Genomic DNA, 14,983 nt, shown 5'->3' on the forward strand with positions numbered 1-14,983 from the left:
GAATTTTTCTTATGTAGTTGTTCTACATTGATAAATTCTAACGCAGTTAGCATGTTATTTAGTCCGCTAGGATGATCAGCTACTTAAGTGAATTGGTATAACTATAGAAGTAATCATTAGTTGCTAACAAGTTGTTTTGTGTAAAGGTTTATTTCTTTGTTATACGAAACTTAACGTGATAGCGATTAAATTGCGCTTTGCTATTGAGCGCTTTGCACCAATTACCTACAATGTCGCAATCATCTAAATGAGATTAACTAAGAAAGAAATATGAACGATAAAACTGAATTACCAACATTACCAGATCGCCTATCAATCAACCCGCGCAGCAAGTTCTACTCGGAAGAAATTTTAAAGCTCGATATTGGTATTCGCTTTAACGGCAAAGAGCGTTCAGACGTTGAAGAATACTGCATTAGCGAAGGCTGGATTAAAACAGCGGCACCAAAAGCGTTAGATCGTTTTGGTCAACCAATGTTAATTAAATCAAAAGGCACGGTTGAAGCGTTTTACCGTTAATTTTGCCAGTGCACCATAATGTTTGGTGCACTACTCATTTTAGTAAGCGCAATGTTTACAACCATTCCCGCAGCAATACCCTCGCTTTAAATGTGCCCACTTTGTCATTACCCTAAAACCTTCTTCATTTAAGTAATAATCAAGCTTTGCAACAGGAAATTGGTTTTGATATTTAGCGGCTAACTGCACAAGTTCTTGGTTTGATTTTGTTTTATACAATGCTTCAAGTTCAGCGTTAATTTTGTCAATTAAACAGTTTTTGCAAAGACAGCCCTCTGTCTCTTTAACAGGTAAAATTGCAGGCAGAGAAAAGCACCAACAACTGCCTTCCTTACTGGTACACGAAAATTCGGCTTGGCATTGAGAACAAATCATATGGATTAACCAAAAAAGCGCCAGCATAAGTTAAATTTTATGCGAGCGCAATCAAGAGCAGCGGTTAGTACCTTTAAATATAGGGCAGTAGTGCACCACCGAGCATAAAGCACACAACTAACCAAATAATAGGTAACTTAAGTTGCTTAAGTAAAAATACCCCAACAAGCAACATGGCAATATCTTTTGGCGCAGTTACAGCACTGATAAAAATAGGTTGATAAAGTGCAGCAATAAGTAAACCCACCACCGCAGCATTTACCCCGCTAAGCGCGCCTGCAACACGTGGCTTTGCTGCAAGAATTTGCCAGTCTTTTAACACCGCAAGCAACAATAAAAACCCCGGCAAAAACACGGCAAGTGTGGCGATTAATGCACCGGTTATTGGCGCGTTTTCAAATAGCTGATACCCAATATAAGTTGCAAAGGTAAACATCGGGCCAGGTACCGCTTGTGCTGCCGCATAGCCGGTGATAAATGCATCTTGCGATAGCTTATCACCCACAATATTTTGCAATAACGGCAATACCACATGGCCGCCACCAAACACTAAACTGCCAGCCTGATAAAAATCATTAAACAGGGCAACTTCAGGGGTAAGGTAACTCACAAACGGTAAACCAAGTAGCAAAATCAAAAAGCCAAGTAATGGCACAATATTGGGTTTAAATGTATTGGTAGGAGCGGTCTTGTCACTTTTAAGGGCAACGGCACCGATAAATGCCGCAATTAATAAAACAATAAACTGCGATGTGATACTCGGCACTAACAAAAGTACTAAAGCGGTAACAAAAGACAAAAATGCTGTGAGTTTACTTTTACAAAAACTATTAAACATGCCCCAAGCCGCATCGGCAACCACTAATACCGCTAATAGCTTTAAACCATGCACAATACTATTAAAAATAGAATTGTCGGTAAGTGAACTTGCCACAGTTGCCAGTAAAACCATAATAACGACCGAAGGCAGTGTAAAGCCAACAAATGCGGCGATAGCGCCTGCTAAACCACCGCGTTTATAGCCTAAAGCAAATCCAACCTGGCTCGACCCCGGGCCTGGTAAAAACTGGCTAAGGGCAATTAATTGGCCATATTCGTCATCACTTAACCATTTGTACTTTTCAACAAAGGTTTTTCTAAAATAGCCAATATGGGCTGCAGGTCCACCAAAGCTGACCCAGCCAAGCAAAAAGAAGGTTTTAAAAATACTAAACATAACCAATAAGGTGACGTAATTAATAATGCGCAAAGCATAAAAAAAACAGTGAAATTAAACAAATAAATATTAAGCCTAGATTAAGTTAGCGTGGTTAAAGATTGTCATTACTACACAAGGAAACCGCTATGAACAAAACAATGTTTCAAACTAAGCTATTTTTAGCCCTAACAGTCATCTTATCGCTCGTTTTAGCCGTAATACTATTGCCGGTTGTACTGTTTGTATGGTTAACCGTGGTACTGTTTATTTCACTGAGCGTATTGTTTACTCGTTTAATCAGCAATAAAAAAGCTTCGGTAAAATATGCCTATCACAATGGCAAAATCGAAAAAGTGATTAATTAACTTTTACCTTTAGGTAAGCGTGTTCGAGTGTTACGAAAAGGAGACAAAACATGGGTAAGATTTTAACCGTTTTAATGTCACTGTGTTTAATAAGCGTAAGCGCAGTGGCAAAAGCCGACGACTATCAAAGCACAATTAATAACTTTCGCCAATCGGCAGCTGCAAAACCCTTTTTTAATAATGCCTACGGTTACGCGGTATTTCCAACCATAGGTAAAGGTGGTTTAGGTGTTGGGGCAGCTTATGGTAAAGGCAAAGTCTACAAGCAAGGCAAAGCGGTTGGCAGAACAAGTATGAGCCAATTATCTCTTGGTTTTCAAGCAGGTGGACAAGCCTATAGCCAAATCATCTTTTTTAAAGATAAACGTGCGTTTGATGAATTTACCTCAGGCAATTTCGAATTTGGCGCAGGCGCATCGGCAGTTGCAATTACGGCTGCGGCACAAGCGCAAGCAGGCTCTACAGGCGTAAGTTCAAGTGTTGGTACGGATGCAGATTCTACCAAACAAAATAAGGCGATTTATCGTAAAGGCATGGCAGTAATGACGCTCGCCAAAGGTGGCTTGATGTATGAAGCGGCCATTGCAGGGCAAAAATATGACTATAAGCCGCTGAAAAAGTAAAAACCCCATCTTTTAGATGAATAAAAAACCAGAGATTAACTCTGGTTTTTTATTTAATAACTATTCACTGCGTGCGATTTGCTGATGAATGTTATTGACTAATTCCCGTGGTAAACACAACTGATTTGCCAGCGTTTGTAAGTATTGTTGCGAAATTTGTTGGTTTAAATCTATAGCACTGGCACTTGCAGCATACACTTCAATACCGGTTTGCGCATTAGGTACTGATGCCACAAGCTCAGATAAGCTCATCGGCTTTCTTAGTTCATCAAATAACATGGCTTTTTCGCTCATCGATAATGTCATTTGCTCAACTTGCGAAAAAATCTTTTGCCTTTCGCTTTCATCAATATGGCCATCGGCATATGCCGCCGCAATCATCGCGCGCATAAGCAGTAATTGGCCACAACCTGTTTCATCTTCTACTACGTGCTCAAACGTTTGCTGTTGCATCGTTGCAGGTTCAAATTGATAGCGATTCGCCCCTTTGCGCTGCTGCATAGCTTCATCAAAGGCTTTTTTATCAGCCGCTTGTTGTGCGTTACTGCTTTTTTCACTGTATTGTTGATAGGCTTTCCAAGCCAGTCCGCCAACGGCGGCAAGGGCTCCGTATTTAACCGCTTTTGATCCCATCTTTTTCGACTTTTTACCACCAAGCAAGCTGGTTAATCCACCGCCTGCCACGCCACCTAAAAAGCCACTTAATGCACCTGATTTATTTAGGCTGCCAACTAATTTTTGTAGATCTTTCATAGCTCTTCCCTAAATTGATAATGTGACTAGGTTAAAAAATACGTTGGCTAAAGGAAATAAAAAATCTGTTACAAAGTGATTCAAAGGTGAGCTTAAAAGAGAGAAAAAACACGTTTACACTATAACAATGCGATAATTTTGTCATATAAAGGGTATACTCTCGCAAAAGTCATTATAGATAGTGGAGATAAATATGAGTGAAACGAATCAACGTGAAATTCTCGCGGAATTTTTAACTCAAAGTAAAACAGCTCAGTCAGTATGGGCATTGCAAGACAAAGCCAGTGAAGATTGGGTAGTTTTAGATTCTCCAAACTTTGAAAATGCAGAAGTAATGCCTGTTTGGTCAACAAAAGAATTGGCTCAGGTGCATTGTGTGCAAGAATGGCAAGAGTTTGAACCAAGCGAAATTTCAATTAATGATTGGCTCGACTACTGGTTAGAAGATCTTAAAGAAGACGATATTGTTATTGGCGTAAACTGGGCTGAAGAAGGCGATATTATTGAGCTTGAAGTGACTGATTTTAGTCAGGCATTAGCAAGCATTTTACCGGTTTAATTTAAGATTAAACCACACGTCGGCAACTCTGCCGACGTGCCTTTTAAGTCTTAGGGCTGCTTAATTAAACATAAGCAAACGTTAGTCACTTACCCCTTCAATATCACCGCGCCTTACAGGGTAGCCCTGATTCATCCAACCAAAAATACCTTCCCATAATACAGCGGTTCGGGTGTAACCTCGTTTTCGCAAGCGGTTAATGGTGTGATCAGCTGCAGCTCGCGGGCAAGAGCAATACGCCACAATTTGCACATCTTTTGGAATGCCAGCAACGGTTTCATCTAAATCTGCATAGTAAGGAAATGGAATCGCCCCCTCAATATGCGCTGTTTGCCAAACCGATGTGACCCGTGTATCTAATAACACCATGCGCTTTTTCGCATTAAGCGCGTCATTTAAATCTTTCGAAAGCACATACATGCCATCTTTTAAATCAAAATTAGGGTCGTCACCGTGTTTATTGATAATGTAGTTTTCAGGTGTGGGCAGAGCTTTTAATACTGGTGTTTCATCGGTCCAACCAAGCGATTTACTGCGAAGAAACGCCGTAATATTATCAATGTCGTCACTTGAAAGCTTGTCTTTAAACGCCACCATCGGCGTGTTTTGCCTACCATTTTCTATGGCATGGCGTATAAATTCATCGGTATTATGGGCAAGCGCTGAAGGGTTCATTATGGCAGGGCCTGTAACTCCTTCGCCTTTAGTACCGTGGCAGCTTGCGCATTCTTGTTGGTAAACGGTTTCGCCGCGTTTTATGTCACCATTTACTGGGTTGGTTGAAAACTTTAACCTGTCGTAACCCGCTTGCTCAAATAGCCAATAGGTTAAATCCCAGGTTTCATCTAGCGTCATTGGCCCGCCAACTTCATCAAGGTAGCCGCCCATGGCTGTGCCAACACGGCCATATTGCATCGGCCTTAAAATTTGATGAGCAATGCCCGATTCCATCAAACTTTTACTGCGAAGTGAGGGCGCATGATCATTTTTATGCCCCTCGCGGTTTTCACCATGGCAAAGCGCACAGTATTTTTGATAATTATTAGCAGCCACCTTAGCTTGTTCAGCTGTGAGCTTGCGCGGTGGTGAGCGCAATTCGCGATCAAAGGCAAATGCGGTGTGTGTTAAAAATGATGAAAATGCAATGCAGATCATTGCTATAGCATGCATGCGCATTAGTCTGCGTTCCTTAAAATTTAGCCCCAATGCCAGCTTAAACAGCTCTTATGCGTTTTTCTAGCGAAAAACAAATTTGCTTACAATTGAGCGAAAAACTAAGCAGGTGCTAGTTCGTTTTAAGGCGAATAGGGCAACTAATACTATTCATCACGGCGCAGTTTAATTAAACTGCCACGCTATGAACGCATTTATCCCTTTAATTTACGGTCTCTTTCTATTTGGCAGCCTTAGCTGTTATTCACTGCATGCATTTTTTAATATACCTATTGTGCTTGCGGCCACAATGCCCGCATTAATTGGCAGTTTTATTCCTTTTAATAAACAACATAAACATCACCCGTATGCGGCAATTTATACAGGGTGTTTTGCTGGTATGTGTTCAGTTGCAACGGTGAGCGCACTTTGGGAATTTATTTTTATCGCGGCGATAGGCACGCTTTTATACATTAAAAGTATTAATTTATTTGAAGGATTTGGTGGGCGTTTAGGCGGCATTGCATTTACCTGTAGCGCGTTATTTGTGTTATTGAAAGGGATGTTATGGGTTTAGATTTAATTGCCATTTCCCTGATTGGGGCGATATTCACGTTTTTACTGGCAAAACGCAACCGTTCTTTCGATTATTGCTTACTTTGTGTTTTACGCTGCAAATTTAAATGTTGAGTTATACAGCTTAGTGTTCTTTGGCAGCACTTTTGTTGGTATGAGCGCGCCCAAACGCTTTGGTTTATATACCCAAATTATTGCTGCATTGGTATTTGCCGTGCTGTTTGAAAATTTAGTGCCTTTTATTAATGGCTATGGCGGTGCATTAGGGTTAAGCGCGTTTTTATCGGTATGTGTTTGTCATTTAGGCATTTTAATGGGCGCACCACGCAGCAATAAAAATACACCCTAAATATTTTTGTGAACTGTCGCTAAAATACCAACGTATTAACCTTTATTCCAAGCACAACTTTTGAGGTGTTTATGAAGTGGTTAATACTCATTGCGCTTTTATGCTTGCAAGGATGCAGTACTAATTATTTTCTTTATAGTCCTAATGATGAAATTGGCTTTAGCAAAAGCGATTTTAAGCACCCAGTAAAAGACAGTTTTATTCGTTCTCGCTCAGGAAACACCCTGCATTTACAGCACCACTTAAGTGACGAACCTGTTGGCTTGGTAATTCATTTTCATGGTAATCGTGGCAACTTATCGCAAACCGTTGAAAAAGTAGTGTGGTTAGTTGATGAAGGTTACGACGTAATGCTGGTTGATTATTCTGGCTATGGTTTATCAACCGGAAAACCCACCCGAGAACATTTAGCCCTAGATGCCCAAACCATTTTTGAAATTAGTGCTGATTTAGCATACGAGCACAAAGTAATTGTGGCGACTTCCATGGGCGGTGCCATTGCACTTGATGGACTTGAAAAAAGTCAGCTTGAATCTCAGTTTGATCTAATGGTGATTGATTCAAGCTTTGAAAGTTATCAAAACTTAGCAAAAGATGTAGTTGCAAATGTACCCATTGCCAAATGGTTTAGTGAAAAGATCCCAAGCCTTGTTAGTGACGAGCGCGCACCTGCATACAACATTAAAGCCATTAAACAAGTGGATATGATAATCGCCCATTGCCTAGATGATAAGTTAATCCCTATTTCGCGCGGCGAAGCGTTATATCAATTTGCAGGCACGAACAGTCAGTTTTGGCAGTTTGAAGGGTGCCGCCATGCGCGTACTTTTACCGATGAGTTTCCACATCATCAAAAGCGTTTGCTAAGTTACATAAAGCAAAACCGCACAAACAGGTTGCTTGCTCAAAATGCCGAGGCGATTTTACTCGATTAAGGCTAAAAAAGTTCGTCGATTCACAAGTGCTTGTTAAACTAATAATAAAGATCATTTAGTTTGGAGCACAGCATGAAGGTAGTTGAGGTAAAGCACCCTCTAATTAGTCATAAAATGGGGCTTTTGCGCCAGCACGATATTAGCGTTAAAGCGTTTCGTGAATTGGTATCAGAAATTGGCAGTTTATTAACGTTTGAAGCAACGCGAGATTTACCGCTTGAAAATACCACCACCACAACCTGGCAGGGCGATATTACCACCGAGCAACTTGCGGGCAAAAAATTAACCTTAGTGCCTATTTTAAGAGCTGGCCTTGGCTTAAATGAAGGGGTTTTAACGGTGATCCCGTGTGCCAGAATCTCAGTTGTGGGGCTTTATCGCGATGAAGAAACCTTAGAGCCCGTTCCGTATTTTGAAAAACTAACATCAGATTTGGACAAACGCGTTGCACTGGTAGTTGACCCAATGCTGGCAACAGGCGGCTCAATGATTGCGACCATCGATTTACTTAAAAAACACGGGGTGACTGAAATTAAAGCCATGGTGCTTGTTGCCGCGCCAGAAGGTATTCAAGCGCTCGCGCATGCCCACCCAGATATTTCCCTTTACGCTGCAAGTATTGACGAGAAACTCAATGAACAAGGCTACATTTTACCTGGCCTTGGCGATGCTGGTGATAAGATTTTTGGCACCAAAAAATAAATTAAGTGCGATACGCTAAAAGCCTAGCGTATCGCATTTTTTATATTAAAAACCAAAGTGTTAATTCAAGTAACAACACGCTAGTAATCATTAAATTAATTGGTTTTTTGTTTGGAATTACCGGGAACAGTGATAAAAATGGTGCTTTTTCAAAGGCCACTGAAAGCACCGTGGCAAGTAGGGCAGTGGCGCCAAACATCACCACAAGCGCATTTGCAAACCCCAAATGTAAACTTAAAACAAACAGCGCACTTAGCATTAACAGCCATGCGCCTGTGCGATAACAAGTGATTTGTTTATCCAGCGGTTTAAATTCGCGGCCAAGGGTTTTGGTGTATTTAGGCATAGCCAATAAAAACAGGCAAAGGGCTTGGTAAATCAATAATAGTGAAATAAAAAAGGTCATACTGCGGCCTCTTTTTGGCGAGTGTGTTGTAGCTTGTGGGCGATTGGACTTAAACGGTGTTTTTTAACTAGTAATGCAATTGCAAAACAGCTTATGGCTGCCACTAAATTGATAAAATCAAACGCAGCAAATACAACATCGTTATGTTTAATGCTGTTAATTAAACCGCGGTGTGTGGTGAGGGCATTTACAATCGGCACTAGTGCAAACAAAAAGCCAGCACTTAGCCATAACCGATACCACGCAACAGCCGCTAATTTGCGTGCGCTATACCAACAGCCATAACCAATAAAGCAACACCAGGTGATAAAAAAGCTGTGCATTTCCCACTCTGCCCGGTGCGCAAAATCAACAGCAATAAGGCGGTTTGCTAAAAAGTACACGGCGATGGCAGCAGGCAAACCTACAACAGTGCCAATATTTAACCCTTCGGTAAGTTTAAAACTAAAGGGTAATCCATCTGGGTTTGCCAGTGCTTTTTTACGGCGCTTGGTGGTCCAAAGCACCATACCCGATGCAATCATGACACAGCCAGTAAGGCCTGCAAAAAAGTAAAGCCAGCGCACAGGCAATGTGGCAAACATGCCTTCATGAAGCTCTAAAAAGATTGAATGCACATGACGAGTGCCTTGATACACAGGGATATAAGAATAAAGCTCCCCTGTGGTTGCGTGCAAAATAAGCTTAGCGCCATCATCACTTGGTGATTGTTGCTCAAGTGAAAAAACCGCCAAACTATTTAGATCGTGCGGGTGAAACACACGAATGGCAATTGCGCGACGTGAATCGTTATGATTTTCTAAAACCGCTTCAGCCTTTTGATACAAGGTATTAAGCGGTAGCTGGTTTGCAGCTATTCCTGATGGACTATTTGGTGCGCCGCGCTGGTAATAATCATCAAAAAAGTGCTGTTTGTTTTCTTCACCAAAACCATAGCTGGCGTTCATTACAAACGGCACGTAGGTAAACATAAACATAATAAGGCCTGAATAAGTGATCATCAGGTGAAATGGCAGGCTCACCACACTCATAAGGTTATGGCCATCAAGCCACGAGCTTGCGCCTTTGTTGCGGCGAAAGGTAAAAAACTCTTTAAAGATTTTTTTATGCACCACAATGCCAGTAACAAGGCCTAGCAACATAAAAACCGTAAAAACACCAACCAAGTAATAAGCGAATTGCTTTGGCAAATAGTGCAAACGGTAATGCATGCGATAAAGTGCTTGGCCGCCGCCTGTTTTACGATGGGTAAGTTCTTCGCCATTTTCGCCATTGAGAGTTTTGCTGATGTTTTTGAGTTTTCCGTCGGCATTTTTTTGTTGATACCTTAGCCACAAATGAGGCTCGGACCTGACAAGTGGTAAGTAAATTCGCCACTCTTTTGCATCACGGCCGTAAGTATTTAAATGGGTATTTGCAGTATTAAGCGAAGCACTTACCGATGCGGTATTTTGGGGTAATTCGGGTGCCATCCATGCATCAATTTCACTATCAAAATAGCCCAAGGTACCAGTCACAAAAATAAAGTAGAGCAGCCAACTTACTAAAATACCTGTCCAGGTATGCAGCCACGCCATTGATTGTCTAAAGCCACTTTTCATTGTTGCCTCACACCGTTACAAACAAAAAATTAAACGCGGCGCTAAGCACTAGCACGATTAAACTGTGTAAAAACACGCGCTTTGTTGATTTAGCTGAAAAAACAAACATCACAAAGCCAGTAAAAATTGCAAAGCTCAGCATGGAGCTAGCTGCAATGGCATCAACTTGGTTAAGCGGTAATAACAGGGATAATAAAATGCTAAGTGACATGGTGATGCTATAGCCTAGTGCTACGGCAATAAATACTCGGAAAATAACGTCTTTGTTAGCACGAATTGAAGAAAATACGTGATCCATAAAAATACAAAAATATAACTATAATAGCGAATGATAACAGTTATCGTTAATGTTATAAACTTTCAGGTTAATAAATTTCTATTTGATTTAGCACGAAGCTCACAAATAAAACTTCTAACAATATGAGGGTTATTAAATTGCGGAAGTTTAGTTATGTAACTGGTTTTTAATGCCTAGCAATGAACTAAACAAAAGGGGGCAAACATAAGGGGTAACTACAACAATCCTTAGCAAAGCTGGGTAATCTTGCTAAGGGCGAATGCGTGGTTTAGGCGCTTGAATTCCTGCTAGTTAAAAAGTGAGCAATTTTCACGTGAATAACGCTGAAAAATTCCTTTTTTTGGTTTAGCATAAATGCAAAAAATAATAATAGGCTTACTAAGCAATGGATTTCGTCTACCAAGGAAAATTTTGGGTGAGTGCGGTTTTTTTAGCGGCACTTTTGGCATTCTCATCAAGTATGCGTGCAGACGATAGGCCTTGGCTAAGTTATCTTATTAATCCCTCTTTTTGGTTTGCAGGGCCCGTAGATCAAACACTTTCTGACTCTTATTATTATTCTTATAACAAACAACAAATTCGCTTTTCGCCCATGGGCAATTGGTTTGAGCTAGGCAACACTTTAATTGAACATGCCGATGTGGCCACATTTGAAGTTTTGTCTCGTGATTTTGCCAAAGACAAAAACCATATCTACTACCAAGCAACTCCTATCACCGAGTTTGTTGATTACCAAAGCTTTTCTTTAATAAACGAAATGCTAACGCGAGACAAAAACCATGTTTATGTGCCAAAGCGTTTTGTTTCAGAAAGTGTGTTAGACACCAACAGCAAATCGCCGTTGCACATTATTACTGATGCAAATCCGCGTAGTTTTACCGTAATAAACGATGCCTGGTCACAGGATGAAAATCATCATTTTTATTATTTTATAAAGCAAGATATTGATTTTTCATCGTTTGAGCAATTATCAGAAGACATAGTAAAAGATCAGTTTTGGGTGTTTATTAAAAAGGGCGATCATTTTATTAAAACCAATGTGGAAGGCGCGAATGTAAGTGTTTTAAATGAGCAGTTTATTTATAACCACAGCCATATATTTTGGTATAACGCACAGTATTCAAAGACTAATACTGGTGGCAGCAACACAAAAGTGTGGTTACAGGCATTGCCATATCAAGACATAACCAGTTTTAAACAGTTTAATGAGGCGTTTTTTGCACTAGATAACCGCGTGTTTTATGACAAAAATCCGGTTGAGGCAGCAAAAGTAAATACCTTTCAAATCATTAATAATCTTGGGTTTGCAAAAGACGCAAACCATGTATTTTATCAACATAAAATGTTAGATAAAGCCGACCCACATAGCTTTTCATTGCTACTAGAACATGGCCATTATGGCCGCGATAACCTGCACATTTATTTTCAAGATAAATTACTTGGCGAAAAACAAGCGCCGCTCAAAATACTCAGTAACGATGAATACTTAATTAGTGGTGAAAAGGTGTTTTACCAAGGGCGCGAAGTGGTTGGTGCAAAGGCCGCTAAATTTGAATTACTCACGCGCTTTGCCAGTTACGCCAGTGACGGTGAATTTATCTATTTTAAAGATCAAAAACTTGATGGCGTTGATTTAAATAGCGTTGTGGTAATTAATCGTGACTTGGCAATTCGCGATGCAAACTCGGTATTTTGGGGCAGTAAACGAGTTGAAGGTGCCGACAGCGCCACTTTTACCCGTAGCCACCGCAACTACGATAAATACGATGCTGAAGATAAACGCTTTTATTATAAAAACGGCATTAAAGTAGCATTAAAAGCAGAGTAACTTGCGAAGAGCTGATTTTGTAGGTGCATCGCAAGCAGTACTGGGTTTTGCTGGCTTTGCACTGATGTTTTATTTAGTTAAGTGTAGGCAGCAATACCTACTTTTAGGCGCTATATTTTTTGCTATTTTGCCTGCGCTTTATTTAGATTTTAAAACGGCTGGTTACCCTAAGCCTGGGCATTCATTAAGTTTTATTATTGGTACTATTATGGCTGTTTGGTATTTATATAAACCCAATCATAAAAACGCAGTTACCAATGAAGAGCATAGCTAACACCTTGCTTTATTTTGTTTTGGCCGCAAACAGCGTGCCCTTTATGGGACTACATTAGGTGATTTAAGGAGAGTAAGTGAAAAGATATATTGTCAGTTCTTTGTTATTTGTAACGTCATGTCATGCAAGTGAAAACGGACCCATTCAATTTATCGACTCTTATCTAAAGGATTTTAGTCTGCAATCTGAATTGACACCGTATTTTACGGAAAAGCCTACTTTTATCTTTGGACCTCACACTCATGTGCCAGAAACCGCAAAAGAAGCTAGTGACTTCATTTTGGGAATACGGACTGAGCTAAAAGAGTCAGGTTATGCTAGCTCGCGTATAGAAGATGCTCAAATCAGAGCTGAAATTGATAACTATCATTTAGTAACATTTACTTTGACACGGCTAAGAGCAAGTGGAAACGCTTTGGATGTGGTGTGTAGTACATACGGAGTTTTAGATACAGAAGAAGGACTAAAAATAGTCAGCTGGCAGCCTTCAAAAATGAAGGAAAAAGGTAAGTGCTAATGGCTTCTAGCTGGGTGTGCAAATCGAACTTTCATATACGTTTTACATAACGTATAAAGTCTCCATTGAGTGCGCCTTGTAAAACTCTTGGTTTGACAGAATAAACGCGGGCTGCATAGCAAAAGGAACCCAATGAATCGCCTATTTAAAATTGTGTTGTTGATAGTTACGTTTTTGTGTGGGCTTTATTGGCTGTGGTTTTATGTATCGCCAGCTATCACAATTGTAAATAACTCTGGCGGCGACATAACCCATGCCAATATTGAGTTACCATCAAGCCGTTTAGATTTTGGTGAGATTAAAAGCGGCGCGAGTAATACGCTTTATTATTCTTTATCGCAACCGCGCGATGGCAGCTATTTGTATAAAATAATGACCGCTCACGCAATTACCCATCAAGGTAGCTGCGGCTATGTAACAAACAATGAGCTAAATAAACGGCTTAAAATTGTAATTACACAAGATAACCGTGTGCTATGCGAAATCGATTAATCGGTGACTTACTTTAAAGATTTCAGCGCCACACATTAAATCATGACTATACTGAGTGAACACTTATTCAGTTGGAAATGTTATGAGCAAACTATCTTCTTATTTACCTTTAATGCTTATTTGTGCGGGCTTTACTTTTTTATTAACAGGCTGCTCCAAGGCTGACCCTGTGCCAGTAAGCGAGTGTAAGGCAGTAGTCGCACATGCTAAACGCGTTTTAGGCGACAAAGCACCAAGCAGTTCAGAAATGCTAAAACAATGTAAAGCGGCAACCGACGAGGCACGGGGCTGCGTGCTTGCTGCCGACAAACCAATGAAATTACTGGACTGTGATTTTTAACGCGCGTTTTAGTTTAGAGTGATCGTTCTAACTACTTAAGCAGTACACGAATAACACATGATAAAAAAAGGGAAACCAATATGATAACAGCATACGCAGCAAAAGAGCCCGGTGGCGCGCTTGAACAGTACCAAATTGAAGTGGGCGAGTTAGGTGCTCACGATGTTGAAATTGATGTGGAATATTGTGGTATTTGCCACTCTGATATTTCAATGATTGATAACGAATGGGGCTTTTCACAGTATCCGTTAGTTGCAGGGCACGAGGTGGTCGGGCGTATTAGCAAAGTAGGCAGTCATGTAAAAAGTGTAAGCGAAGGCCAACTAGTTGGCCTTGGTTGGCATTCGGATTATTGCCAAACCTGTTATTCGTGTAATTCGGGCGATGAAAACTTATGCCAACAAGCAACGCCGACTATTTTAAGCCATGGTGGTTTTGCCGATAAAGTACGCGCCAATGAAAAAGCAGTAGTAGCGCTGCCAGATGGTATGGATGCACAGGCGGCAGGCCCACTCTTTTGCGGTGGTATTACGGTATTTAACCCACTTGTGCAGTTTGATGTTAAACCAACCGACAAAGTAGCGGTGATTGGTATTGGCGGTTTAGGCCATTTAGCACTGCAATTTTTAAATGCGTGGGGCTGCGAGGTAACGGCATTTACATCGTCTGAATCTAAATCTGAAGAAGCCAAACAACTGGGTGCGCACCGTACGCTTAACTCGCGAGATAACAGCGCTATTGAAGCAGCTGCTAATAGTTTTGACTTTATTATTTCAACGGTTAACGTAAAACTTGATTGGAATTTGTATTTATCAACCCTTAAACCAAAAGGGCGTTTACACTTTGTGGGTGCAACGCTAGAGCCGCTTGATTTAGGCGCATTTGGTTTAATTGGTGGGCAAAAGCAAGTGTCGGGCTCGCCTGTGGGTAGCCCATCAACCATTGCACAAATGCTTGAATTTGCAGTGCAGCACAACATTAAACCGCAAATCGAAACCTTTAAAATGAGTGAAATAAACGCTGCGCTTGATCATTTAAAATCGGGTAAAGCACGTTACCGTATTGTGCTTGAAAAAGATTAAGCCACTTTAAAACCCCGTATGCAGAAGAGCGGCTCTTCT

20 protein-coding genes and 1 pseudogene are annotated in these 14,983 nt (G+C 40.7%); 14 read left to right on the forward strand and 7 right to left on the reverse strand.

The window, feature by feature from the left end; translation table 11 throughout:
- Positions 1–270 precede the first annotated feature (270 nt).
- Entirely contained in the window at positions 271–519 is a 249-nt protein-coding gene (locus ON073_RS12410) for a DUF3297 family protein (protein ID WP_040136245.1), read from the forward strand.
- Positions 520–558: 39 nt separating this feature from the next.
- On the opposite strand, the gene ON073_RS12415 is transcribed toward ON073_RS12410, so the two are convergent.
- On the reverse strand, positions 559–894 hold the full coding sequence (locus ON073_RS12415; RefSeq protein ID WP_274762192.1) for a DUF5522 domain-containing protein: 336 nt from the start codon (positions 892–894) through the stop codon (positions 559–561).
- Positions 895–967: 73 nt separating this feature from the next.
- Entirely contained in the window at positions 968–2,110 is a 1,143-nt protein-coding gene (chrA, locus tag ON073_RS12420) for a chromate efflux transporter (protein ID WP_274762193.1), read from the reverse strand.
- Between the two features lie 128 nt (positions 2,111–2,238).
- Between chrA and ON073_RS12425 the strand changes: the two genes are divergently transcribed.
- Both ON073_RS12425 and ON073_RS12430 read left to right on the forward strand, forming a co-directional pair.
- The gene (locus tag ON073_RS12425) at positions 2,239–2,457 is read left to right on the forward strand and encodes a hypothetical protein (RefSeq protein WP_274762194.1); all 219 of its coding nucleotides are present in this window, start codon (positions 2,239–2,241) and stop codon (positions 2,455–2,457) included.
- 50 nt (positions 2,458–2,507) lie between these two features.
- Positions 2,508–3,080, forward strand: a complete 573-nt coding sequence (locus tag ON073_RS12430) for a lipid-binding SYLF domain-containing protein (protein WP_274762195.1) — start codon at positions 2,508–2,510, stop codon at positions 3,078–3,080.
- A gap of 60 nt (positions 3,081–3,140) precedes the next feature.
- On the opposite strand, the gene ON073_RS12435 is transcribed toward ON073_RS12430, so the two are convergent.
- Positions 3,141–3,833 carry a tellurite resistance TerB family protein gene (locus ON073_RS12435; RefSeq protein ID WP_274762196.1) on the reverse strand — a complete coding sequence of 231 codons (693 nt, stop codon included), beginning with the start codon at positions 3,831–3,833 and terminating at the stop codon, positions 3,141–3,143.
- A 193-nt stretch (positions 3,834–4,026) separates the two neighbouring features.
- On the opposite strand from ON073_RS12435, the gene ON073_RS12440 reads away from it, so the two are divergent.
- Positions 4,027–4,392, forward strand: a complete 366-nt coding sequence (locus ON073_RS12440) for a DUF2750 domain-containing protein (protein ID WP_274762197.1) — start codon at positions 4,027–4,029, stop codon at positions 4,390–4,392.
- Between the two features lie 81 nt (positions 4,393–4,473).
- On the opposite strand, the gene ON073_RS12445 is transcribed toward ON073_RS12440, so the two are convergent.
- Positions 4,474–5,568, reverse strand: coding sequence for a c-type cytochrome (locus ON073_RS12445; protein WP_274762198.1), 1,095 nt, complete (start codon positions 5,566–5,568; stop codon positions 4,474–4,476).
- Between the two features lie 181 nt (positions 5,569–5,749).
- On the opposite strand from ON073_RS12445, the gene ON073_RS12450 reads away from it, so the two are divergent.
- From ON073_RS12450 to upp, 4 genes and pseudogenes are all read left to right on the forward strand, one after another.
- Positions 5,750–6,121, forward strand: coding sequence for a hypothetical protein (locus ON073_RS12450; protein ID WP_274762199.1), 372 nt, complete (start codon positions 5,750–5,752; stop codon positions 6,119–6,121).
- Positions 6,112–6,469 (forward strand): annotated as a pseudogene (locus ON073_RS12455) (hypothetical protein). Before ON073_RS12450 ends, ON073_RS12455 begins: the two are co-directional and overlap by 10 nt.
- A gap of 71 nt (positions 6,470–6,540) precedes the next feature.
- Positions 6,541–7,404, forward strand: a complete 864-nt coding sequence (locus ON073_RS12460; protein ID WP_274762200.1) for an alpha/beta hydrolase — start codon at positions 6,541–6,543, stop codon at positions 7,402–7,404.
- 72 nt (positions 7,405–7,476) lie between these two features.
- On the forward strand, positions 7,477–8,106 hold the full coding sequence (gene upp / locus ON073_RS12465) for a uracil phosphoribosyltransferase (RefSeq protein WP_274762201.1): 630 nt from the start codon (positions 7,477–7,479) through the stop codon (positions 8,104–8,106).
- 40 nt (positions 8,107–8,146) lie between these two features.
- Here upp and ON073_RS12470 read toward each other — a convergent pair whose 3' ends face one another.
- Genes ON073_RS12470 through ON073_RS12480 form a run of 3 tightly spaced genes read right to left on the reverse strand, consistent with a single transcriptional unit; the run spans position 8,147 to position 10,411 of the window.
- Positions 8,147–8,512: a DUF3325 family protein gene (locus ON073_RS12470; RefSeq protein ID WP_274762202.1), complete on the reverse strand. Its 366-nt coding sequence runs from the start codon at positions 8,510–8,512 to the stop codon at positions 8,147–8,149.
- Positions 8,509–10,113 (reverse strand): PepSY-associated TM helix domain-containing protein, encoded by a 1,605-nt coding sequence (locus tag ON073_RS12475; protein ID WP_274762203.1) that lies wholly within the window; start codon positions 10,111–10,113, stop codon positions 8,509–8,511. Before ON073_RS12475 ends, ON073_RS12470 begins: the two co-directional genes overlap by 4 nt.
- Positions 10,114–10,120: 7 nt before the next feature.
- The gene (locus ON073_RS12480; protein WP_274762204.1) at positions 10,121–10,411 is read right to left on the reverse strand and encodes a hypothetical protein; all 291 of its coding nucleotides are present in this window, start codon (positions 10,409–10,411) and stop codon (positions 10,121–10,123) included.
- A 415-nt stretch (positions 10,412–10,826) separates the two neighbouring features.
- Between ON073_RS12480 and ON073_RS12485 the strand changes: the two genes are divergently transcribed.
- The 6 genes from ON073_RS12485 to ahr all read left to right on the forward strand — a co-directional run bounded on the left by ON073_RS12485 (position 10,827) and on the right by ahr (position 14,944).
- On the forward strand, positions 10,827–12,239 hold the full coding sequence (locus ON073_RS12485; protein WP_274762205.1) for a DKNYY domain-containing protein: 1,413 nt from the start codon (positions 10,827–10,829) through the stop codon (positions 12,237–12,239).
- A gap of 1 nt (position 12,240) precedes the next feature.
- Entirely contained in the window at positions 12,241–12,513 is a 273-nt protein-coding gene (locus ON073_RS12490; protein WP_274762206.1) for a hypothetical protein, read from the forward strand.
- Positions 12,514–12,589: 76 nt separating this feature from the next.
- Complete coding sequence (locus ON073_RS12495; protein ID WP_274762207.1) at positions 12,590–13,030, forward strand: DUF6841 family protein; 441 nt, start codon at positions 12,590–12,592, stop codon at positions 13,028–13,030.
- Between the two features lie 132 nt (positions 13,031–13,162).
- A complete protein-coding gene (locus ON073_RS12500; RefSeq protein ID WP_274762208.1) occupies positions 13,163–13,522 on the forward strand; it encodes a hypothetical protein in 360 nt (119 codons plus the stop codon).
- An 82-nt stretch (positions 13,523–13,604) separates the two neighbouring features.
- Positions 13,605–13,862: a hypothetical protein gene (locus tag ON073_RS12505; RefSeq protein WP_274762209.1), complete on the forward strand. Its 258-nt coding sequence runs from the start codon at positions 13,605–13,607 to the stop codon at positions 13,860–13,862.
- An 80-nt stretch (positions 13,863–13,942) separates the two neighbouring features.
- Entirely contained in the window at positions 13,943–14,944 is a 1,002-nt protein-coding gene (gene ahr / locus ON073_RS12510; protein ID WP_274762210.1) for an NADPH-dependent aldehyde reductase Ahr, read from the forward strand.
- Positions 14,945–14,983 lie beyond the last annotated feature (39 nt).

Origin of the sequence: Pseudoalteromonas sp. G4 (genome assembly GCF_028875915.1) — a bacterium.
Lineage (GTDB): Bacteria > Pseudomonadota > Gammaproteobacteria > Enterobacterales > Alteromonadaceae > Pseudoalteromonas.